The organism is Glaciimonas sp. PAMC28666 (assembly GCF_016917355.1).
Taxonomy (GTDB): Bacteria; Pseudomonadota; Gammaproteobacteria; order Burkholderiales; family Burkholderiaceae_D; genus Glaciimonas.
Map to the genome: position 1 here is coordinate 2,129,824 of NZ_CP070304.1, position 23,136 is coordinate 2,152,959.

Consider the following 23,136-nt stretch of genomic DNA (forward strand, 5'->3'; position numbering starts at 1 on the left):
ATGTCCCCGGCCTTTCCGAAGTTATTATCCTCGCAGATCGCTTTCGATACAGCGCGGACGATATTGGATGGCTTTGACAAGCATTACCGTTTATTTCGCGAGGCGACGCATTCGGCGAAGCGCCATTTTGAATGCGCCGACTGGAAAACCGCACAGGCTGAAGCCCGTGAACGAATAGCCTTTTACGATACACGCGTGGGTGAGTGCGTGCGATTGCTGGAAGATGAGTACGATAACGCCGATCTGACCGATGAGGTCTGGCGTGAGGTCAAGTTACATTACATCGGCTTATTGATCGACCACAAGCAACCGGAACTGGCCGAAACGTTTTTTAATTCGGTCTTTTGCAAGATTTTACATCGGGCGTATTTTCATAACGACTTCATTTTTGTTCGTCCTGCGGTCTCCACGGAGTATCTGGATACTGACGAGACCACGCCTACTTTCCGGGTGTATTACCCGATGCTGGACGGCCTGCATTTCACCCTGAAATGCATCATCACCAATTTCCGGTTGCAACGACCGTTCGCAGACCTGGACCGCGACGTGTCCCTGGCTGAAGAACGCATCCAGCAAATCTTTGTGGCTGAAGCGCTTGAGCCCAATCATCAGATCCACGTGTTATCCACGCTTTTCTATCGCAACAAAGGCGCGTACATGGTGGGAAAAATCATCAACGGTAGCAATGAATATCCGTTCGTGATTCCCATCTTGCATAACCATGAAAATGCCCTGGTGCTGGACGCGGTGTTGTTCGAGCGCAAAGTGCTGGCGGTTTTGTTCTCGTTTACCCGCGCGTACTTCATGGTCGATATGGAAGTGCCATCGGCGTATGTGCAGTTTTTACGGACCCTGATGCCGGAAAAGCCGCGGAGTGAAATTTATACGATTCTTGGTTTGCAAAAACTTGGTAAGGCCTTGTTTTATCGGGATTTTTTGCGCCATTTAAAGCACTCATCGGATCATTTTGAAATTGCGCCCGGGATACGGGGATTGGTCATGGTGGTGTTTGCGTTGCCGTCGTTTCCGTATGTCTTCAAGGTGATTAAGGATTATTTCCCTGCGCCAAAAGAGACCACGAATGCACTGGTCAAAGAAAAATACCTGCTGGTAAAAAATCACGATCGGGTGGGCCGGATGGCTGACACGCTGGAATATTCAAGCGTCGCGTTTCCCCGGTCACGGTTTGCCGATGAATTATTGGCTGAATTAAAAATGGTAGCGCCCTCCGTGGTGGAGGAAGATGGTGATGAAATTATCATCAAGCATCTGTACATTGAACGGCGCATGGTGCCGTTGAATATCTACCTGACCAGCGCCCAGGCCAACGCCGATCAGGCCGCAATTGAGCATGGCATCGTTGAGTACGGCAATGCGATTAAAGAACTGGTGGCAGCGAATATTTTTCCCGGCGACATGCTGTACAAAAACTTTGGCGTCACGCGTCACAACCGGGTCGTATTTTATGACTACGACGAAATTGAATATATTACCGATTGCAACTTTCGCACGATTCCACAACCACGTAACGAAGAAGAGGAAATGTCTGCCGAACCATGGTATTCGGTTGCAAAAAATGACGTATTCCCTGAGCAATTCGGGGTTTTTCTTTTGGGAAACCCGAGTGTAAGAAAATATTTTTTGAAACATCATGCAGATTTATTCACCCAAGAGTATTGGCAGCAGCGCAAACAGCACATACTTGAAGGCCATTTCGACGATGTTTTTCCTTACCCGCAAGAGTGTCGTTTTGGCAATGCAAAATCAACGGCAACGGCCTTCCGGTTAGCGCACGACTTTGCGCACAGGCAGTCTGGGGAGGAGTGAGCTTTCGCAAATGGCCCCTGTTCCGTCGTGATCGGATTTGCTCATAAGGCAAGAAAGTAGGATGGAAAATGGGGTTTGGCAAAGCTTGAGTTTACTGGAATAACTGCAAAAGTAAGATCAACCTGACGGCACAGACCGTCTTTATCTGGAGAAAAAATATGAGTGACTCAATTGTTATTGTCGGCGTAGCGCGTACCCCAATGGGCGCATTTCAAGGGGACTTTGCCTCATTGACCGCCACTGATTTGGGCGCAGTAGCCATCAAAGCTGCAGTCGAACGCGCTGGATTAAAACCAGAGCAAATTGATAGTGTGGTATTTGGTAATGTATTGCAGGCCGGTCAGGGACAGGCACCAGCGCGGCAAGCTACCATCAAGGCTGGCTTGCCAATGTCGACCAATGCATCAACGATCTCGAAAGTCTGCGGATCAGCGATGCAGGCAACCATGTTTGCGCACGACGCATTGCTGGCGGGAACGCACGAAGTCGTCGTCGCCGGTGGTATGGAATCGATGACGAACGCACCGTATTTAGTCCCAAAAGCCCGCGGTGGATATCGGATCGGCCATGGTGCCATTCTGGATCATATGATGCTGGATGGTCTGGAAGATGCGTATTCCCGAAGTGAAAATGGCGGCGGTCGCTCTATGGGTACATTCGGTGAAGAGTGCGCCGCAAAATACAAGTTCACACGCGAGGAGCAAGATAACTTTGCGATCAGCTCGGTCAAGCGTGCGCAGGCAGCGGCAGCCGATGGACTGTTCAAGTGGGAAATCGCACCGGTAACAGTCACTAGCCGCGCAGGCGAAGTCGTGATCGACAAGGATGAAGGTCCGACCAAAGCCAAAGTCGAAAAAATTCCATCGCTGCGTGCGGCGTTCAAAAAAGACGGCACCATTACTGCTGCATCGTCATCCTCGATTAATGATGGCGCCGCCGCTTTGGTGTTGATGCTGGAATCGACCGCCAGGAAGCTAGGTTGTACCCCTATCGCCAGAATCGTGGGTCATGCCAGCCATTCGCAAGAACCGGATTGGTTTACCACTGCGCCGGTTGGAGCGATTGAAAAGTTGTACAAGAAAATCGGTTGGACCAGCGCTGATGTCGATCTGTTTGAAATCAATGAAGCGTTTGCCGTGGTGCCAATGGCCGCCATGAAAGAGCACAATATTCCGCATGACAAAGTGAATGTCCATGGCGGTGCCTGTGCGTTGGGCCATCCAATCGGTGCGTCTGGTGCCCGTATTATCGTTACGCTACTGGGCGCACTAAAAGCGACCGGCGGCAAGCGCGGCGTGGCTTCGCTATGTATCGGTGGCGGCGAAGGAACTGCTCTGGCAGTTGAATTGCTGTAACAATGGCCGGGCTACGTTGCGCGCAGCGTAGCCTTTCGCACCTGGCCAGTTTTGTGGAATTCAGTTGCCAGATCAATTCGAAAAAAGGATTTTAGATGAGTGCCGCAATCGACTTTTATTTTGATTTTTCTTCCCCTTACGGTTATTTTGCCGCCGAACGTATCGATGAACTGGCTGCTAAATACGGGCGCGATGTCGAGTGGCATCCCATCCTGCTTGGCGCAGTGTTCAAGTCCACCGGTGGCGTTCCGCTGACGGAAGCGCCAATGAAGGGAAAGTACTCGCTGCACGATTTTGAGCGTAGCGCACGTTTTCATGACATTCCTTACAACCGGCCTCCCGCGTTTCCGCTTCCAACTCAGGTTGCCGCTCGTGCGATGTTGTGGCTGCAAAGCAAATACGGCGCAGATCAGTCGATCAAATTTGCCAAACTGATTTACCAGGGTATGTTCGTTCATGGCATCAATATCGCTGAGCCATTAAATGTACTTGATATCGCCCGAAAAAATGGTTTTGATACCGAAGGCATGGCAGAAGGCGTAAATACATTGTCGATAAAAAATCAGCTAAAGGCCGAAATAGATCTGGCCATGGCAAAGGGCGTATTTGGTTCTCCGTTTGTCATCGTGGATGGCGAATCGTTTTGGGGATTCGACCGCTTCGATCAGATTGAGGCGATGTTGAAGTCGGGAAAAATATAAGTTCGTAAAGTGCACATCCAACATGAACAGTGCGATGAATAAGTCAGTTAGCCCAACATCTTGTCCGTGCGGCGGCGGTCAATTTGTGGTTTGTTGCGGCCGCTTCCTTGCGCACCAGGCGATACCGCAGACGGCGCAGGAATTGATGCGCTCGCGTTACACCGCTTACACATTGCGTGATGATGCATACTTATCCGCCACCTGGCACCGCAGCACGCGGCCAGCGTCGGTCAGCATCACCAGCGGCGATGACGGGGTGAAGTGGTTAGGTCTGGAGATTCGAAAGCATACCACCGAGGGTAACCATGCAACGGTGGAATTTTTAGCCCGTTACAAATTGGCTGGGCGTGCGCAGCGCTTGCACGAAGTCAGTCAGTTTGTAAGAGAGATGGAAGAATGTGCATCAGTAGATCAGCATCGACAAAGCGGGCTGCACTGGTTTTATGTGGATGGTGTTTTTCCAGAAAATAATAAATAAGATAAACGCCAAATAATATTCGATGCGACTGCAAGATACCGTTTGGGCTGCCATCTCAAGAGCGCATGGCGACCAAATTCGAGGGACCAGGATAGGAGACAAGTGATCATGAACTCAAAAAACGATACTTTAGCCAATGTTTCAATGTCAATTCCCCTTACGCAATCCGTGAATAGTGGAATGGACGCTTGCCATAACTTCACAATGAGCGTGTCCCGCGGCAGTCAGGATATTCCGTTGATCGAAGAGACTCTTGCAGTTTTCTTTGATGCGATGGTGGAGACTGTTCCCGACAACGAAGCGCTGGTGGCTTGCCATCAAAAGGTACGTTTGACGTACCGTCAATTGCAGGTGGAATCGCAGCGACTGGCAAGCGCGTTGCTGCGGATTGGTTTGGAGCGCGGCGACCGTGTCGGAATCTGGTCGCATAACAATACCGAGTGGCTATTGATGCAACTGGCGACGGCCCGTGTCGGCGTTATTTTGGTCAATATCAATCCGGCGTATCGGGTCAGTGAGCTGGAATACGCGCTCAACAAAGTCGGTTGCAAAGCGATCGTCACCATGACCAGCTTTAAGACCAGCGATTATCTCGACATGCTGCGGACCCTGGCACCTGAGTTAGCCCATTGCGTTGCCGGGCAATTGCAAGCCGCACGGCTTCCGACCTTGAGAACAGTGGTGCACCTTGGGACCGATGAGTTGCCGGGAATGCTGCGTTTTTCCGACCTGATTGCAAGCGGCGATAGCGCTGATCCGCAACTCGCTTTGATCGGTGCGACTCTGAAAGCCACCGATGCCATTAATATCCAATTTACCAGCGGCACGACGGGGTTCCCCAAAGGGGCCACGCTTACCCATCGGAATATTTTGAATAACGGTTTCTTCATTGGCGAAGCGATGCGACTGACGGCGCAGGATCGCTTATGTATTCCCGTCCCGCTGTATCACTGTTTCGGTATGGTATTGGGCAACCTGGCCTGTCTGACACATGGGGCAACCATCGTCTATCCGAATGACGGGTTCGATGCATTGTCGGTGCTTGAGGCCGTGCAGAATGAGCGCTGCACCGGCTTACACGGTGTGCCGACAATGTTTATCGCCGAGCTTGACCATCCCCGTTTTGCCGAATTCGATTTGTCGACCTTGCGCACCGGGATCATGGCCGGTTCGCCTTGCCCTACCGAGATTATGAAGCGGGTGGTGCGCGACATGCACATGGAGCAAGTGACGATTGCGTACGGGATGACGGAAACCAGTCCCGTGAGTTGCCAGAGTCTGACCGATTCGCCTCAGGAAAAACGGGTCTCGACGGTCGGTCAGGTACATCCGCATCTTGAAGTCAAAATGGTGGATCCGGAATCTGGTGAGATCGTACCGATTGGTGTCACCGGCGAGTTGTGTACCCGTGGTTACGTGGTCATGCAGGGATATTGGGATGATCTGCCAAAGACGCAGGAGGCGATTGATGCCGATGGATGGATGCATACCGGCGATTTAGCCACGATGGACAGCGAAGGCTATGTCAACATCGTGGGGCGGATCAAGGACATGGTGATCCGCGGCGGCGAAAACATTTACCCACGTGAAATCGAAGAATTTTTATATCGCCATCCGGCGGTACAAGATGTGCAGGTTGTTGGCGTACCGGATGCAAAATATGGCGAGGAGCTGTGCGCCTGGGTGATTTTACGGCCCGGTCAAAGCGTCGACGAAGAAGGTCTGCGGGAATTTTGTAACGGTCAGATTGCTTACTATAAAGTGCCGCGCTATATCCGCTTTGTTGACGGGTTTCCTATGACCGTGACAGGCAAAATACAAAAATTCAAGATCCGTGATGCGATGAAAGAAGCGCTCAACATCAGCGAGGTCGACACCGCCTGAAGGCTGACTCGCAGCGTAGTAGCGCATAAACGACATTCCAGACCTGAGTAGGAAAGTACTACCTCGCTGGGGCAATTTTGCGTAAGTTCTCAACACATCAAAGGACGTAGAAATGCCACAGTTAGAAAGCAAACTCAATACCCGCAGTGAAGATTTCCAGCAAAACGTCAGTGCGCTTAATTTGCTGGTCGACGACTTGCGCCAAAAAATAGCGCAAATTTCAGAAGGCGGCGGTGATGCGGCGCGTGACAAGCACGTGGCGCGCGGTAAACTGTTGCCCCGTGATCGGGTACAGATGCTACTTGATCCGGGAACACCGTTTATGGAGTTTTCTCAACTGGCGGCATATCACGTTTATATCGACAAAGATGGCAGTGATGCTGCGCCAGCAGCGGGTGTGATTACCGGTATTGGCCGCGTCGCGGGACAGGAATGCGTGATTGTCTGTAACGATGCGACAGTTAAAGGCGGCACCTACTATCCGCTCACGGTTAAAAAACATTTGCGCGCACAAGAAATCGCCGAGCAAAATAATTTGCCGTGTATTTATCTGGTGGATAGCGGCGGTGCCAATTTGCCGAACCAGGACGATGTCTTTCCAGATCGCGATCACTTCGGTCGTATCTTTTTTAATCAGGCGCACTTGTCCGCCAAAGGCATTCCACAAATCGCGGTTGTCATGGGGTCCTGTACCGCTGGCGGTGCATATGTTCCCGCCATGAGCGATGAGTCCATCATCGTCAAGAATCAGGGAACCATCTTTTTAGCTGGCCCTCCTTTGGTGAAGGCTGCAACCGGCGAGGTGGTCAGTGCTGAAGATCTGGGTGGAGCCGACGTACATACGCGCTTATCCGGCGTGGTTGACCATCTGGCGCAGAATGACCTGCACGCGTTGGCGTTGGCACGCACGATCGTGTCGAATCTTAATCGCAAAAAACCTGACGGTCCGGTATTACGTGCCGTGGTCGAGCCGAAATATCCAGCGCATGAGTTATACGGCGTGATTCCGATGGATACCCGCAAGCCATTTGATGTGCGCGAGGTGATTGCACGCGTGGTGGATGGCAGCGATTTTGATGAATTCAAGGCGCGTTACGGGACCACGCTGATTTGCGGTTTCGCGCATATCTATGGCATGCCGGTGGGTATTATCGCTAATAACGGTATCCTGTTTTCGGAAAGTGCATTAAAAGGCACGCACTTTATTGAGCTCTGTTCACAGCGCAAAATCCCGCTCGTGTTTTTACAGAATATCACTGGCTTTATGGTCGGTCGAAAGTATGAAAACGAAGGCATTGCGCGCAACGGTGCCAAGATGGTGACCGCGGTCGCGACGACCGCAGTGCCGAAGCTGACGGTGATTATTGGCGGCAGTTTTGGGGCCGGGAATTACGGCATGTGTGGTCGCGCATTCTCCCCGCGCTTCTTATGGATGTGGCCGAATGCGCGGATTTCGGTCATGGGCGGCGATCAGGCTGCTGGCGTGCTGGCAACAATTAAACGCGACGGTATTGAAGCCAAGGGCGGGAATTGGTCTGAAGAGGAAGAGGCTTCTTTCAAAGCGCCGATACGCGATCAGTATGAGCATCAGGGACATCCGTATTACGCCTCGGCGCGTTTATGGGACGATGGTGTCATTGATCCGGCGGATACGCGTATGGTATTGGGCCTGGGTTTGAGCGCGGCACTGAATGCGCCGATTGCGGAGACGAAGTTCGGTGTGTTCCGAATGTAAAGTGAATTCGCTCCTAACTGTTCAGGCTGACGCTACGAAAGTCGAAACACTATGCAACACTATTTTGCCATGTTGGCCCGCTACCATCTTTGGGCCACAGAAAAAATACTGGACCAGATCGCGACGATCAGCGAGGAAGATTATCGCCAGGATCGCGGTCTGTTTTTTGATTCAATCCATGGCACCCTGAATCACATGCTGGTTGCCGAATTACATTGGTATGCGCGGTTCACGGAGTCAGAACCGCTGACACTGGCGTTGAATGCAGAGGTCGAGCACGACCGGCCAGCGCTTGATGGTGCGTTGCGCACGAACGTGGCGCACGAACGTGGCGCGATGGCAGGGCTTTATCTCTGGCCTGGAGGCACAACGGTTCGACACACAGTTGACGTACCTCAGGCCTTCGGGTGAAAAAACGGTCACGCCATTTGCGCCCTCGTTGGGGCATGTATTCAATCACGGCACGCACCATCGCGGTCAGCTGAGTGCCGCCTTAACGGGAATGGGTTACGCCTGCCCGGAACTGGATTTGATCTATAGAGTGCGGGAAGAAACAAACAATGGAACTGGAAACTAAATGACGACGTACCAAACCCTGATCGTTGAGCGCAACACCAGCAACACCAGCAATAACGGTAGCGCCCCGGTTGCCACCATCACATTAAATCGCCCCGAGGTTCGTAACGCCTTTAATCAGGAAACGATCGCCGAGATTACCCGTGCCTTCACTGAACTTGGTGCAATAGCGGAGGTGCGCGCGATTGTATTGACGGCTAACGGCGTCTCCTTTTGTGCGGGTGCCGATCTGAACTGGATGAAAGCCATGGCAGATTACACCCCGGAACAGAACCGTGAGGATGCGGGGCAGTTGGCGGAAATGCTTCAGGCAATTTATGATTGCCCAAAACCGGTGATCGCCCGGGTGCAGGGGGATTGCTACGCGGGTGGACTGGGTTTGGTTGCCGCCTGCGATATCGTGGTGGCGGTGGATACCGCGCATTTTTGCCTGTCCGAAGTGCGGATCGGCTTGATCCCTGCGACTATTTCTCCTTATGTCATCAAGGCGATTGGCCAATCGGCAGCGCGTCGCTATTTCATTACGGCTGAACGCTTTTCGGCGGAGACAGCCCAGCGTATAGGCCTGGTCCATGAAGCCGTGGGGATCGATGCGTTAGATGAGACGGTTAGCGCGCTGCTGAAATCCTTGCTGGCCGCGAGTCCGGCTGCCGTCAAAGACGCCAAACGCCTGGTACGCGATGTGGCCGGACAACCTTTAAGCGCTGAACTGATTGCCGCGACGGTCGAGGGTATCGCCCGTAGCCGCGCCTCCGAACAGGGGCGTGAAGGGGTTCGTGCTTTTTTGGAAAAGCGCAAACCATCATGGTTGAATTAATAATTAAGCCGATTATAGTTGTCAAAAAAAGGCTGAATACAGGGCGAATTTGAAGATCGAAGTGATGCCGATACATCGAACCCTATACAATTCTGGTTCGTCGGTGGTCTCTGGTAGTGATGACTGGCGCAGGTTAGTCAGATTTGTAGGGCTTACGCAAAATCCGAGTCCGATTTTAAAAGTTAACACATGATAAACAATGGTTTTTTAAATAATCCTTACCCGACTTATGAGGCGCTGCGTCAGGCTGGGCCGCTGCACTGGAATGAAGAGTTCTGCGGCGGAGCATGGCTGGTGACGGAATACGCGGATGTCGCCAGCGTTTTGCGCGATCCGCGGTTCTCGGTGCGGCGCGCCGGTGGTTGGGCGAATACCAGCGGTCCGGAAGCATTGGCGGAACTGCGCGAATTCAAACGTATTTTTTCACGCTCATTATTGTTCGTTGATCCGCCGCAACACACCCGACTGCGTCAGGTCATGAACGTGGGTTTTAAACCGGCGGCACTGCAAGCGCTAGCACCGCGCATTCAAACCCTGGTGGACGGCTTGCTGGAGGGCGTAATGACGACCACTGCAGCCAGTTTCGATTTTATGCGTGATTTTGCTCGCCCATTGCCCGCACTGGTGATTGCGGCAATGTTGGGCATCGACGGCGATGATCGGGCTGAATTTGTCGCCTGGTCGGATGATATCGCCGACTTCATCGGCAGCCCGACGCCTACGATGGAGATCGCTCGTCGGGCGCAAATCAGTTTGATTGCGATGAACGACTATTTTCGTGCAATCTTGCCGCAACGGCGCTCGCATCCTGGTGAGGATCTGATTAGCCAATTGACGCTGGCGGAAGCTAGCGGTGGCATTATCACCACCAAAGAATTGTTGGCACAGTGTTGCACGCTGCTGTTTGCCGGTCACGAAACGACCCGCAATTTGCTCGGGAATGGCGTTTTGGCACTATTGCAACATCCAGAGCAATGGCAAATGTTGCAGCAAAATACGGCGCTGTTGCCGTCGGCGTTGAAGGAGCTGCTCCGCTTTGACAGCCCGGTGCAATACACCGGTCGGCGCCTGAAAGTCGATGTGGAATTACACGGGCAGCGCATGAAAAAAGGCGATCTGGTGATTCCATTGATTGGCTCTGCCAACCGCGATCCCGCCAAATTCACCACACCGGACGCTTTGGACATCACCCGCAATCAAGGAACGCATTTGTCGTTCGGTTTTGGGCCGCACGTTTGTATCGGCGCGACGTTGACTTACATGGAGGCGGAAATTGCCTTGCGTAGTGTCATGCAGCGATTGCCGGGTTTGCAACTGGCCGGTGATACGCCATCGTGGGGACATAATGCGGTGTATCGCAGCCTCAACGCATTGCCGTTAAGTTATGCCGCTGCGCTGACAACCTCCCGGTTGGAGGATGCCGTGCATGTCTAATAGCATGTCTGATAGCGTTTCTAATAGTATGTTTGCCGCTCTGCCTGCAGCCGTTGGGGCTAAACCTGATTTGCTGGATGAAATAAGCGCCCAGTTGATACTATTGCAAGACCAAAAGTTGCTGCGTCGACGCCGTGTCGTGGATGGGCCACAAGGTCCGCTGCTGACGATCGACGGCGAAGAAATGCTGGCATTTAGCAACAACGATTATCTCGGCCTGGCGAATCATCCCGCGCTGATCGCCGCAGTGCATGACGGCCTCGCACGCTTTGGCGTCGGCGCTGCATCGTCGGCGCTGATTAGCGGTCATAGTAGCGTATGTGAGGAACTGGAAATTGCGCTCGCGGCGTTTGTCGGTATGCCGCGCGCGTTGCATTTCTCCAACGGCTACATGGCGAACATGGGGATCATCCCGGCCTTGGTCGGGCCCGGCGATCTGGTACTTTCCGACCGCCTGAACCATGCTTGCCTGATTGATGGTGCGCGTCTGTCCGGCGCTGAATTCCGCGTCTATCCACATAGCGACATCGCACGCGTCGAGCAGCAGCTCGCCAAAAGCACCAGCCCGCGCAAATTGATTGTGACGGATGGCGTGTTCAGCATGGACGGTGATATCGCACCGTTACCGGCGCTGTTGGCGCTGTGCGAAAAATACGATGCCTGGTTATTGGTCGACGATGCCCATGGTTTTGGCGTGCTTGGGCCGCAAGGCCGTGGCAGTCTGGCCCATTTCGGATTGGCCTCATCGCGCGCGCTTTACATGGGAACGCTGGGCAAGGCCGCGGGCGTTTCGGGCGCATTTGTTGCGGGCGATGCCACATTGATCGAATGGCTATTGCAGCGAGCGCGGACGTATGTATTCACCACGGCTAGTCCACCGATATTGGCCTGTGCGCTGCTAGCCACTTTGAATTTACTGGAAACAGAGGACTGGCGACAACAGCATTTGCAGCAGTTAGCCAAACAGTTGCGCGCTGGCGTTGCTGATTTGCCCTGGCCTTTGCTGCCGTCTGAAAGTGCCATCCAGGCCTTGGTTGTCGGCGATAATCAGCTCGCTCTGGATTTGATGGCAGCATTGTTTGAGCAGAACATCTGGGTGCCTGCGATTCGGCCCCCAACGGTACCGAAAGGAACAGCGCGGTTGCGTATCTCTCTTTCGGCCGCTCACACAACAGCACAAGTGGATCAATTGATTGATGCTTTACACATAGCGGCTAAAAAATGTCCGGTGCACGCTGAAGCTGAAGCGACTTTTTCTGCCGGCGTTGACGATTTGAAGGAAGTATAGTTGAAAGAAAATACACAATCCGACTGGGTAAACCGCAGCCTGAAAAGCGTCTGGCACCCCTGCACCCAAATGCAGCATCACGAAACGGTGCCGCTGATTCCCGTCAGCCACGGGCGTGGTGCATGGCTTTATGACGCCGACGGCAAACGTTATCTGGACGCCATCAGTTCATGGTGGGTGAATCTATTCGGCCATGCCAATCCGCGGATTAATGCGGCGTTAAAAGATCAGCTGGATAAACTGGAACATGCCATGCTGGCAGGTTTCACCCATGAACCGGTCATTCGGTTATCAGAAAAGTTGGCGGAACGCACCGGCCATGTTTTAGGCCATTGTTTCTATGCATCTGATGGTGCTTCGGCGGTGGAAATCGCTTTGAAGATGAGTTTTCATTCCTGGCGCAATGCCGGGCATAGCGCCAAACAAGAGTTCGTGTGCCTTAAAGGCAGCTATCACGGCGAAACCATTGGCGCGTTGGCGGTGACCGATGTGCCGCTGTTTCGCGATGCTTACGGACCGATGTTACGTCAGGCCCATGTTGTCATGTCGCCGGATGCACGTGCTGCGCAAGAGGGTGAAACCGCGGCTGATGTGGCGCGCCGCGCTGCGCATTCGCTAGAGTTATTGTTGCAGCAGCGTGGAACGCACATAGCGGCGCTGATCATTGAGCCGTTGGTGCAGTGTGCGACCGGAATGGCGATGCACGATCCGGCGTATCTGGCCGAAGTACGCGCATTATGCGACCGTTATCAGGTGCATTTGATCTTTGATGAAATCGCCGTGGGATGTGGTCGCACCGGAACATTTTTTGCTTCCGAACAATCCTCGGCGAAAGGCTCAGACCCTTCAGCGCCTACGCGGGTCTGGCCCGATTTCGTCTGCTTGTCCAAAGGGATCAGCGGTGGTTATCTGCCGCTCTCATTGGTGATGACCACGGATGCCATTTATCAGGGGTTTTACGATGCCGACGTTACCCGCGGTTTTCTGCATTCGCATTCTTATACCGGTAATCCGTTAGCTTGTCGTGCCGCCTTGGCCACGCTGGAAATTTTTGAGCAAGATGATGTGCTCAACGCCAATCGCATAAAGGCAGAGCGGATCACTGCCGCCTTGCAACCATTGGCCGCCCACCCCCGCGTGCGTCATTTCCGTCAGCGCGGAATGATCTGGGCGTTTGATGCACACATCGAAGATCCGGCCGCCGCTTCAACTTTTTCACGGCGTTTTTTCAGCAAGGCGCTGGAAAGCGAATTACTGTTAAGGCCGATTGGTACCACCGTTTACCTGATGCCGCCTTACATCCTCGACGAGGAAGAATGTGATTTGCTGGCGACGCGCACAGCTTCCGTATTTAACAGTGTGATCGGCGGAGAAATGAATGCATAGCGCCATCGTCAAAGCGTCGAATAGTCTCAAATGCGCCTATTTTGTCGCAGGCACCGATACCGAAATCGGTAAAACACTCGTCGCCGCGAGTTTATTGCACGCGCTGACCAAAACCGGTCTGCGTACCGCTGGCATGAAACCCGTGGCTGCGGGTGCAGAACTGCGCGACGGCGTCTGGCACAACGACGACGCCGATGCGCTAGCAGCGCAAGCCAGCGTCACATTGCCAACCGCGCTGGCAACGCCGTATTTATTCACCGCGCCAACCGCGCCGCATATCGCTGCGGCACTGGAAGATCGCATCATTGCATTGCCGCATATTCTGGATTGTTATCAACAGATAACGGCGTTGGCCGACGCCGTGGTGGTCGAGGGTGTCGGTGGCTTTCGGGTACCGCTGGATGCCACCGTTGATACCGCCGATCTGGCAGAACAGTTGTGCTTGCCGGTCGTGTTGGTGGTCGGCTTGCGGCTGGGCTGCATCAGCCATGCGCTGCTAACGGTCGAGGCGATCGCCGCACGCGGCTTGCAGCTGGCCGGGTGGGTCATCAATACCGTAGATCAAGACATGCTTAACGGTGATGCCACGGTTGCTGCTCTGGTGGCGCGGATTGACGCGCCGTTGCTGGGCTGCGTACCGCGTCTCAATTTAACTGCGGCCGAACTAACCGCCGCTGCCGCCACCTATCTTGAATTTTCACAATTGCCGGGCTGGCCTGCCAGAACACCTCTTTTAATAAATTCCAATTCAAAGGAAATCTAATCATGTCTTCGCAACCTACCGCTTCACAAGCAGGCACTTCTCAACCGATTAATTTTCAGTCCGGCATTGCCCAAAAAATAGTCGCACCGGCAGCCGATGCCGCGTGGCGGGTTGAAGAAGTGCTGGAAATATTCAATTTACCATTCAATGACCTGATGTTCCGCGCGCAACAAGTCCATCGCGAAAATTTTGATCCGACCGAAGTTGAACTAGCCACGTTATTGTCGATCAAGACTGGTGGCTGCCCGGAGGATTGCGGCTACTGTCCACAAGCGGCACGCTACGATACCGGCGTGGTCGCTCAAAAAATCTTGCCATTGGATACCGTGCTGGATGCAGCCCGTCAAGCCAAAGCTAACGGTGCTACCCGTTTTTGCATGGGTGCGGCATGGCGCGAACCAAAGGATCGCGATCTGGAACACGTAGAGGAAATGGTCCGTGGGGTCAAAGCCCTCGGGCTCGAAACTTGTGCCACGTTGGGTATGTTGGGTGAAGGCCAGGCCGAACGTTTGAAGCAAGCCGGGCTTGATTACTACAACCACAACCTTGATACCGCGCCAGAACTGTACGGCGATATCATCACAACCCGCGACTATCAGAACCGTCTGGATACCATCGACAGCGTGCGCGGTGTCGGTATCAAAGTATGTTGCGGTGGGATTGTCGGTATGGGCGAATCGCGTCTGCAACGGGCTGGCCTGGTGGCGCAGTTAGCCAATATGACACCTTATCCGGAGTCGGTTCCTGTGAACAATCTGGTGCAAGTTGAAGGTACTCCCCTGTATGGTATCGAGGCGCTGGATCTGCTCGAATTTGTGCGCACCATCGCGGTTGCACGCATCACGATGCCGAAGGCGCGGGTGCGTTTATCGGCTGGCCGCAGACAAATGGGCGAAGCAATTCAGTCATTGTGTTTCCTGGCAGGTGCCAATTCGATATTTTACGGCGACAAATTGCTCACCACCGGCAATCCTGAAGTTGAGGAAGACCGCGCGCTATTGGCAAAGTTGGGAATGCACACGCGTTCGATAGCGATTGATGCGCGTTGCGAGGTAACGCAAACCGAACCGCAATAAAAAGTTTGATTGCCGCGAGATCGCACAAAAAATCAGTCATGCCGCCCGTGTTTGTCGCCACAAGCAGACAGATGCGGCTGGTCGACTAAATAAAGCAAAATAAAGCAAAAATACCCTTGGAGCAGACATGTTTACAAAAATTTTGATCGCCAATCGCGGTGAAATCGCTTGCCGCGTTGCTGCTACTGCACGTCGTATGGGCGTCAAAACGGTTGCGGTGTATTCGGACGCCGACGCCGGTGCTAAACATGTCGCAGTTTGCGATGAGGCGGTATGTATCGGCCCGGCGGCGGCGAAGGAAAGTTATCTGCGTGGCGATAAAATTATCGCAGTCGCCCTGGCCACGGGCGCGCAGGCGATCCATCCGGGTTACGGGTTTTTGTCTGAAAACGCACAATTTGCGCAGGCTTGTGCAGAAGCTGGACTGGTGTTTATCGGTCCTCCAGCCAGTGCAATCAAGGCCATGGGATCAAAATCGGCAGCAAAATCATTGATGGAAAAGGCGGACGTGCCGCTGGTTCCCGGTTATCACGGGGATGATCAGGATGCCGATTTGTTGCAGCAACAGGCCGACAAAATCGGTTATCCGGTCCTGCTCAAGGCCAGCGCTGGCGGCGGCGGTAAGGGCATGCGAATTGTTGAGAATAGTGCCGATTTCAAGGCCGCATTGGCGTCCTGCAAGCGCGAGGCGATCAGTAGTTTTGGTGACGACAAGGTGCTTGTCGAAAAGTATTTGACGCGTCCGCGCCATATTGAAATTCAAGTCTTTGCCGATACGCACGGTGATTGCATATATCTGTTTGAACGTGATTGCTCGGTACAGCGGCGTCATCAAAAAGTATTGGAAGAAGCCCCCGCACCCGGCATGACGCAAGAGCGTCGCAAAGCAATGGGCGATGCGGCTGTCGCAGCGGCCCAGGCCGTTGGGTATGTGGGTGCCGGTACCGTGGAATTTATTGCTGACTACGAAAACGTCGATAGCAGCGGCGATGGTGGTGCGTTTTATTTTATGGAGATGAATACCCGTCTGCAGGTCGAGCATCCTGTCACCGAAATGATCACGGGCCTGGATTTGGTCGAGTGGCAATTGCGGGTCGCTTCCGGCGAACCGCTGCCGCTTAAGCAAGCACAACTGACCTTGCGCGGCCATGCCATAGAAGCGCGGATTTATGCTGAAAACCCTGAGAAAGGTTTTTTGCCTTCTATCGGCACATTGCGTCATTTGCGCATGCCTGCAGCACGAGAATTTGAGGTGACCAGCGCGGCATCGCAGGAGGCCATTGTGCGCATCGATTCCGGGGTGCGCGAGGGCGATGCCATCTCGCCATTTTACGATCCGATGATTGCCAAATTGATAGTCTGGGCAGCCGATCGCCAGCAAGCCTTGGCGAGTATGGCGAACGCCCTGGCGCAATATCAGATTGTCGGTCTGGCTAGCAATATCAATTTTCTGCAGCGACTGATTGCCAGTGAGCCTTTTGCCGCTGCCGATCTCGATACCGGTCTGATTGAACGCCATCAAGATGCACTGTTTCCAGTCTCTCAACCGGTTGACATCGCGGTGTTGGCGCTTGCTACGGCAGCATTGCTGATGGCCGAACGTAACGCCACCGATACCGGTGCCAACCCCTGGACTAAAACCAGTGGCTGGCGGCTGAACAGTCAGTTACAACGTCAACTGATCTTTGTGGATGATGGCAAGTCGAGTCCTATCGCAGTGTTGTATCAATCGGGCGGCTGGTTGTTGGAGCATGGCCAGCATTTCACGCAGATGACGCTGCGGCAGAACAGCGGTTCGGATTATGTGATCAGCCTTGGAGAGCGCGAAGTGCGCGGCACGGTGGTTCTGGATGGCGCACAATTTCAGGTATTTACCGGCGGTCGTCAGCATACGCTTGGTTATGTCGATCCTTTGGCGCACGCTGGTGAAGCCGAAACGGAAGGCGGCCGTTTGACGGCACCAATGCCAGGCAAAATTGTGGCCGTATTGGTAGCGCCTGGCGATCAGGTCAAAAAAGGCGCACCGTTGCTGATTATGGAGGCAATGAAGATGGAGCACACCATTGCTGCGCCAACCGATGGATTAGTGGAAGAGCTACTCTACGCGGTCGGGGATCAGGTCGCAGAAGCGGCGCAATTGTTGGCTTTTAAGGCCAATATCTAAGAAGGATGCAATGAAAGTCCTATTTTATGCGCCGCCTTCGAGCGGTATGGATGGTTGGCTGGACATTGTCGCGAATGCGCTGCCGGAAGCGCAGTGCCGGTTCTGGCAAGAGGGTGATAACGACCATGCCGATTATGCCTTGGTATGGCGACCGCCAGCCGCGATGCTGCGCGGACGCCATGCGCTGAAGGGAATTTTCAATCTCGGTGCAGGGGTCGATGCGATCCTGGAATTAGCGGATGCGCTTCCCGCCGAAGTGCCGTTGATCCGGGTGGATGATGGCGGTATGGCGATCCAGATGGCAGAATATGTAACGCACGCTTTGCTCGGTTACTACCGTCGTTTCGCTCACTATCAACAGCAGGCCAGCCAAAAGGCATGGCAGCCGCTGTCACGCAATCATAAGCAAGATTTTAGCGTGGGGATTCTCGGTCTTGGCGTGCTCGGCATGCGGATCGCCGATGCGGTCAGGCACTTCGAGTTTCCGTTGAATGGCTGGAGTCGCAGCCAAAAAGATGCGCCCGGCATGCGCTGCTATGCCGGAGAAGATGGCCTGGATGCATTTTTGCGAGCCTCGCGGGTGCTGGTCTGCATTCTGCCCTTGACGGCGGAAACAACCGGCATCCTGAATCGTGAGAATCTGCAAAAATTACAAACTGGCGCTCAGCACGTCAAGGGTTCTCAGGGCGCGTATGTGATTAACGTCGCCCGTGGTGGTCATCTGGTGGAAGACGATCTCCTGGCGCTGGTAAAAACGGGCCAGATCGCAGGTGCCACGCTGGATGTCTTTGAGCAAGAACCATTGCCCACAGCGCATCCTTTCTGGCAGGACGCGCGCATCACTATTACGCCGCACGTTTCAGCGGCATCAGTGAACAAAGACACCATCCAGCAGATTAGCGACAAAATCCGTGCGCTACAACGCGGTGAAGCGGTCACCGGCGTCGTAAGCCGTGTTACCGGATATTAAAAATAAAGAGTGCAAAGACTAAGCTCCCGCAAAACTGCCTTAGTGGCGCAGGCGGCGCGGAGGCCAACGATCATAAGACTAGCGAGGATACCAATATGACATTCCCAAACAAAGTTAAAATCGTCGAGGTTGGACCACGCGACGGTTTGCAAAATGAAAAAGAAACCATTCCGGCAGAGGTAAAGATTGCCCTGATCAATCAACTGACAGCGGCGGGCTTTGTTAATATCGAAGCGGCTTCTTTTGTATCACCTAAATGGGTGCCCCAAATGGCGACCTCAACCGAGGTGATGGCCGGGATTGTGCGTCAACCCGGTGTCATTTATTCGGCACTGGTTCCGAACATGAAGGGCCTCGAAGCTGCCTTGGCAGCGGGTGCTGATGAAATGGTGATTTTCGGGTCGGCATCGGAAGCCTTCTCGCAAAAAAATATCAATTGTTCGATTGCCGAATCGATCGAACGGTTCCGCGAGGTTGCTCTGACTGCCAAGCAAGCCGGGAAACGTCTGCGCGGCAGTATTAGCTGCGTATTCGGCTGTCCCTACCAGGGGGAAGTTGGTATCGATGCGGTGGTCGACGTACTGCACCGGATGCGCGATCTTGGCTGTGACGAAATTGATATTGCGGATACGATTGGCGTGGCAACTCCCAATAAAGTGACGGCGGTCATGCAACGATTGGTGAAGGAATTTCCGGTTGATCGGCTGTCCGGACATTTTCATGACACTTACGGTCAGGCGCTGGCGAATATCTATGCCAGTCTGGATGTCGGCATTTCAATTTACCACGCGTCCGTGGCTGGTTTAGGCGGTTGCCCTTACGCCAAAGGCGCAACCGGGAACGTTGCCACCGAAGATGTGTTGTATCTGATGCAAGGCTTGGGGATCGAAACGGGGATTGATCTTGATGCGGTGGTGGAGGCGGGGCAATTTATTTCCCGGCACCTCGGACGCAAGGCCGCAAGCCGGGCAGGAAACGCGCTTGCAGCGAAGCGGGCCTCAGCCTAAATCATTAAATTATTAAATTATTAATAAAGTTGTCGCAATGAGAGGTAGAAGTCATTGATTCAACCCAAACGGCCAGACCTACTGTCTTATTTCGGCTGACCAGGTACTGATTTACGACTCTCTTTGCCAGTCTCGGCTATTAGAACTGCTTTAGGTCCCGGGACTGCGTAGAATGACGAACATAATTTAATCAGGAATTGAAATAATGAAAAAATCCGGCATGGCAAAGATGCAAGCAATGAAACTTTCCGGCAAGATGAAGCAACCTGGCGCAGCCGCATTCGGTCAGGCTGCCTCTGTTGCGCTAGATCGTCGCGAGCAACGTAACCTGGACCAATCGCTTGGCCTGGTACCGTTTGCGGTCAAACTCAACGCTGATTTGGTGCAGCAGATAAAAACGCTGGCGCAAGAACGCGAATGTGGCGTGAATGAATTAGTGGCAGAACTGCTGACCAAGGCACTTGCCGCTTAATTACCAAAATCACTAAAAAATTACCACGATCACTACAATTACATAGCCGAGGCTAACGACGTTAGCCGGTCACAATCATAGCGCCTCAGGTTGAACTCAAAAATGATACTTCCGGAAACCGCCCAACGCGTAGCCGACCTGCTGGCAGCAATCGGTCACGACAAGTCGGTGGTGATGTTGCCAGAGAGTGGAAAAACGGCGGCCGAAGCTGCAGCCGGTCTGGGTTGCAGCGTAGCGGAAATTGCAAAGTCGATCGTTTTCAGGCGGCTTAGCGATGATGCTGCGGTAATGGTTGTTGCGAGTGGCAGCAACCGCGTAGACGAAGCAAAGGTGGCAGCGATCGTAGGTGCGCTTGGTAAAGCTGACGCACGTTTCGTAAAGGAGCGTATCGGCTACGCAATTGGTGGTGTCTGTCCTATCGGTCACGTTGGCAAAACCATCATGCTGATTGACCAGGACTTGTTGGCGCTTGATAGTGTCTGGGCGGCCGCCGGGCATCCGCACGCCGTATTCAATTTGACGCCGCAGCAATTAATCGCCATGACTGCCGCACCAGTGGCAGATGTTGCGCTTGTTCAGGTCGCGGCTCCTTCGGCGTGAGCAGTCACTGCGGCTGATCGACTGGTTCTCCTTACCCTGCACTGAAGTGTGCCGTGGGTGATTAGCTATCCTTCCAAAAAGCGTCACCGGCCACTTTGATCCGCTCAACGACGTAGTCCGCGACCATTTTGACACGTACCGAATCACGCGCCTCGGCATGGGTAACCAGCCAATAACCGCGAAATAATTTGATCTGGTCCGGTAACAAGCGCACTAGTTCTGGCTCCCTGCGCGCCATAAAGCAGGGCAATACCCCCAATCCGACGCCGCCGGTCACTGCCGCCATTTGGCTAATAACATTCGAAATTCTGATGCGCGGCGGCGGCGCGGCGGGGATATCTGATAAATAATCGAGTTCACGGGTCCACATCAAATCCTCTACATAGCCTACCCACGTATGCGCTGCGAGGGACGATTGGCCGTCGATCGGCGGGTGCCGCTCCAGAAAGGAACGTGCTGCATAAATGCCCAGCTCATAGTCGGCCAGCTTGCGTGCGTGCAGCCGTCCGGTGTCGGGGCGGGTCATGCTGATGGCGATATCCGCCTCGCGTTTGGATAGACTGAACATGCGTGGATTCGCGATAAGCTCAATTTCCAGCTGTGGGTGCTGGGTCGCCAGTCGCGCCATTTCTGGTGCCAGAAAATAAGTCCCAAATCCTTCCGGGGTGCCGATCCGCACTGAACCTACCAACCCTAGCGCCGCATTATCGGACCGGGATCGGATGCCGATCGCCAGGCTTTCAACCGCTTCTGCATCCGGAATCAGGCGCTCACCTTCCGTGGTCAGCACATACCCGGCCGAGCGGCGGTCGAACAAAGCTACGCCTAGTGCCTTCTCCAGCCCGACGATGCGTCTGCTTAAAGTTGAATGATCAATGCCCAACTGCAAGGCCGCAGTGGTAAGCCGTCCTGCACGGACCACCGCTAAAAATCCTTGTAAATCGTTCCAGTCAAATTTTTGCATGCGATTTCTTGCACATCCATTGTGTGATATTCAATATTTACTGGGGAAAATGCGAATGCTACTCTTTTTGTGTGAATCCGAGAATACGGTATCGCCTTTCGTCAGCCGTGGCGATCTGTACATATTATCAATAAACATCAACTATAAATTTTAATACTGGAGTAGACATGTCAACTTTGTTTCAACAATTAAAAGGTCTTGCTGAAGCTGGAAAACCTGTGCGGGTAGGTTTGATCGGTGCCGGAAAGTTCGGATCGATGTATCTCTCGCAAGTACCGCGCACGCCTGGCGTACATCTTTTGGGGATTGCTGATTTGTCGCCAGTGCGCGCCTGTCAGTCCTTAAAAAGAGTCGGCTGGCCGGAACCAATGTATGCGGCAAAATCCTGGACGGAAGCGTTGCGTAACGGCAGCACCTTCGTTCAAGATGATGCGGAAGCGCTGATTGCGCAAGACGAAATCGATATCATTATCGATGCCACTGGCAGTCCTGCGGCGGGTATCCGCCATGCATTGCTTTGTTGCAAGCATCGCAAGCATATCGTCATGGTTAACGTGGAGGCCGATGCCTTAGCCGGGCCGTTGCTGGCACGCCGCGCCAAAGAGGCCGGGATTATTTACTCAATGGCCTACGGCGATCAGCCAGCCCTGATCGCCGAGATGGTGGATTGGGCGCGGACTGCCGGTTTTGACGTTGTCTGCGCTGGCAAAGGGACTAAATATCTGCCTGTGTATCATCAGTCGACACCCGATACCGTGTGGGGTCATTACGGTTTCAGTGAAGAACAGGTTGCCGGTGGCGATTTCAACGCGCAGATGTTTAATTCATTTTTGGACGGTACCAAATCTGCGCTCGAAATGGCGGCGGTAGCGAATGCGACAGGACTACGACCAGGTTCGGACGGACTGGCTTTTCCGCCTTGCGGCGTGGATGACTTACCGAATATTTTGCGTCCCGCGTCGGCCGGCGGTATTCTGCCGCATTCCGGTACGGTGGAAGTGGTCTCTTCGCTCGAACGTGACGGCCGTCCGGTATTCCGTGACTTGCGTTGGGGCGTGTATGTCAACTTCGAAGCGCCAACCGACTATGTGCGTGAATGTTTTTCCCAATACGGTCTCAAAACCGACTCTAGTGGCCGCTTTGCGACGATGTACAAGCCATACCATTTGATTGGCCTTGAATTGGGGATTTCCATCGCCAACATCGCCATCCGTGGCGAAGCGACCGGTAGCACCGAAGAATTTCATGGCGATGTCGCTGCGACCGCCAAACGCGACTTGCGTGCCGGCGAACGCCTGGACGGCGAAGGTGGGCACATGGTCTACGGCAAATTAATGTCCGCAGCGGACTCATTGAACCATGACGCATTACCGATCGGTCTCGCCCATAACATTGTGCTGAAGCGTCCGATCAGCGCCGGACAATGCGTGCGTTGGAGCGACGTCGTTATCGACAGCAGCAAAGAGTCGATTCAGGTGCGGCGTGAAATGGAAGCCATGTTCCGCAAGGAAATGGGCCTCCAGGCACCGCACGACGATATTGCTGCATAAATATCAATATAAACACAACCAAAACCAAAACCAAAACCAAAACAGGAGCAATACACCACTCGGCCCTTACTCGCCTTCAGAGCGAGAGG

Annotated in this window: 21 protein-coding genes; 20 read left to right on the plus strand and 1 reads right to left on the minus strand. The window is 53.6% G+C overall.

Annotation, left to right across the window (positions count from 1 at the left end; genetic code table 11):
* The 19 genes from aceK to JQN73_RS09125 all read left to right on the plus strand — a co-directional run bounded on the left by aceK (position 1) and on the right by JQN73_RS09125 (position 20,533).
* A complete protein-coding gene (gene aceK / locus JQN73_RS09040; RefSeq protein WP_205323282.1) occupies positions 1–1,827 on the plus strand; it encodes a bifunctional isocitrate dehydrogenase kinase/phosphatase in 1,827 nt (608 codons plus the stop codon).
* A 158-nt stretch (positions 1,828–1,985) separates the two neighbouring features.
* Positions 1,986–3,182 (plus strand): acetyl-CoA C-acetyltransferase, encoded by a 1,197-nt coding sequence (locus JQN73_RS09045; RefSeq protein ID WP_205322725.1) that lies wholly within the window; start codon positions 1,986–1,988, stop codon positions 3,180–3,182.
* 95 nt (positions 3,183–3,277) lie between these two features.
* Complete coding sequence (locus JQN73_RS09050) at positions 3,278–3,883, plus strand: 2-hydroxychromene-2-carboxylate isomerase (protein ID WP_205322726.1); 606 nt, start codon at positions 3,278–3,280, stop codon at positions 3,881–3,883.
* Positions 3,884–3,917: 34 nt separating this feature from the next.
* A complete protein-coding gene (locus JQN73_RS09055; RefSeq protein ID WP_205322727.1) occupies positions 3,918–4,361 on the plus strand; it encodes a YchJ family protein in 444 nt (147 codons plus the stop codon).
* Positions 4,362–4,541: 180 nt separating this feature from the next.
* Positions 4,542–6,245 carry an AMP-binding protein gene (locus JQN73_RS09060; RefSeq protein ID WP_205323283.1) on the plus strand — a complete coding sequence of 568 codons (1,704 nt, stop codon included), beginning with the start codon at positions 4,542–4,544 and terminating at the stop codon, positions 6,243–6,245.
* 112 nt (positions 6,246–6,357) lie between these two features.
* Positions 6,358–7,980 carry a carboxyl transferase domain-containing protein gene (locus tag JQN73_RS09065; protein ID WP_205322728.1) on the plus strand — a complete coding sequence of 541 codons (1,623 nt, stop codon included), beginning with the start codon at positions 6,358–6,360 and terminating at the stop codon, positions 7,978–7,980.
* A 51-nt stretch (positions 7,981–8,031) separates the two neighbouring features.
* Positions 8,032–8,391 carry a DinB family protein gene (locus JQN73_RS22630; RefSeq protein WP_255542214.1) on the plus strand — a complete coding sequence of 120 codons (360 nt, stop codon included), beginning with the start codon at positions 8,032–8,034 and terminating at the stop codon, positions 8,389–8,391.
* Positions 8,276–8,557 (plus strand): DinB family protein, encoded by a 282-nt coding sequence (locus JQN73_RS22635; protein WP_255542215.1) that lies wholly within the window; start codon positions 8,276–8,278, stop codon positions 8,555–8,557. Before JQN73_RS22630 ends, JQN73_RS22635 begins: the two co-directional genes overlap by 116 nt.
* Positions 8,558–9,373, plus strand: coding sequence for an enoyl-CoA hydratase/isomerase family protein (locus JQN73_RS09075; RefSeq protein ID WP_205322729.1), 816 nt, complete (start codon positions 8,558–8,560; stop codon positions 9,371–9,373).
* A gap of 189 nt (positions 9,374–9,562) precedes the next feature.
* Positions 9,563–10,807, plus strand: a complete 1,245-nt coding sequence (locus JQN73_RS09080) for a cytochrome P450 (RefSeq protein WP_205322730.1) — start codon at positions 9,563–9,565, stop codon at positions 10,805–10,807.
* A 28-nt stretch (positions 10,808–10,835) separates the two neighbouring features.
* Entirely contained in the window at positions 10,836–12,095 is a 1,260-nt protein-coding gene (gene bioF / locus JQN73_RS09085; protein WP_205323284.1) for an 8-amino-7-oxononanoate synthase, read from the plus strand.
* Positions 12,096–13,481 carry an adenosylmethionine--8-amino-7-oxononanoate transaminase gene (gene bioA, locus JQN73_RS09090; RefSeq protein WP_205322731.1) on the plus strand — a complete coding sequence of 462 codons (1,386 nt, stop codon included), beginning with the start codon at positions 12,096–12,098 and terminating at the stop codon, positions 13,479–13,481. It begins immediately after the preceding gene.
* Positions 13,474–14,244 carry a dethiobiotin synthase gene (bioD, locus tag JQN73_RS09095; protein ID WP_205322732.1) on the plus strand — a complete coding sequence of 257 codons (771 nt, stop codon included), beginning with the start codon at positions 13,474–13,476 and terminating at the stop codon, positions 14,242–14,244. The genes bioA and bioD overlap by 8 nt, the downstream gene beginning before the upstream one ends.
* Before the next feature lie 2 nt (positions 14,245–14,246).
* On the plus strand, positions 14,247–15,320 hold the full coding sequence (gene bioB / locus JQN73_RS09100) for a biotin synthase BioB (protein ID WP_205322733.1): 1,074 nt from the start codon (positions 14,247–14,249) through the stop codon (positions 15,318–15,320).
* A 127-nt stretch (positions 15,321–15,447) separates the two neighbouring features.
* On the plus strand, positions 15,448–17,484 hold the full coding sequence (locus JQN73_RS09105; protein ID WP_205322734.1) for an acetyl/propionyl/methylcrotonyl-CoA carboxylase subunit alpha: 2,037 nt from the start codon (positions 15,448–15,450) through the stop codon (positions 17,482–17,484).
* A gap of 10 nt (positions 17,485–17,494) precedes the next feature.
* Complete coding sequence (locus JQN73_RS09110) at positions 17,495–18,454, plus strand: glyoxylate/hydroxypyruvate reductase A (protein ID WP_205322735.1); 960 nt, start codon at positions 17,495–17,497, stop codon at positions 18,452–18,454.
* A gap of 95 nt (positions 18,455–18,549) precedes the next feature.
* The gene (locus JQN73_RS09115) at positions 18,550–19,461 is read left to right on the plus strand and encodes a hydroxymethylglutaryl-CoA lyase (protein WP_205322736.1); all 912 of its coding nucleotides are present in this window, start codon (positions 18,550–18,552) and stop codon (positions 19,459–19,461) included.
* 205 nt (positions 19,462–19,666) lie between these two features.
* The gene (locus JQN73_RS09120; RefSeq protein WP_205322737.1) at positions 19,667–19,933 is read left to right on the plus strand and encodes a hypothetical protein; all 267 of its coding nucleotides are present in this window, start codon (positions 19,667–19,669) and stop codon (positions 19,931–19,933) included.
* Between the two features lie 102 nt (positions 19,934–20,035).
* Positions 20,036–20,533 (plus strand): YbaK/EbsC family protein, encoded by a 498-nt coding sequence (locus JQN73_RS09125; protein WP_205322738.1) that lies wholly within the window; start codon positions 20,036–20,038, stop codon positions 20,531–20,533.
* 61 nt (positions 20,534–20,594) lie between these two features.
* Here JQN73_RS09125 and JQN73_RS09130 read toward each other — a convergent pair whose 3' ends face one another.
* Positions 20,595–21,497 (minus strand): LysR family transcriptional regulator, encoded by a 903-nt coding sequence (locus JQN73_RS09130; RefSeq protein ID WP_205322739.1) that lies wholly within the window; start codon positions 21,495–21,497, stop codon positions 20,595–20,597.
* Between the two features lie 167 nt (positions 21,498–21,664).
* Here JQN73_RS09130 and JQN73_RS09135 point away from each other — a divergent pair, with 167 nt between their 5' ends.
* On the plus strand, positions 21,665–23,047 hold the full coding sequence (locus JQN73_RS09135; RefSeq protein ID WP_205322740.1) for an NAD(P)H-dependent oxidoreductase: 1,383 nt from the start codon (positions 21,665–21,667) through the stop codon (positions 23,045–23,047).
* Positions 23,048–23,136: the final 89 nt, after the last annotated feature.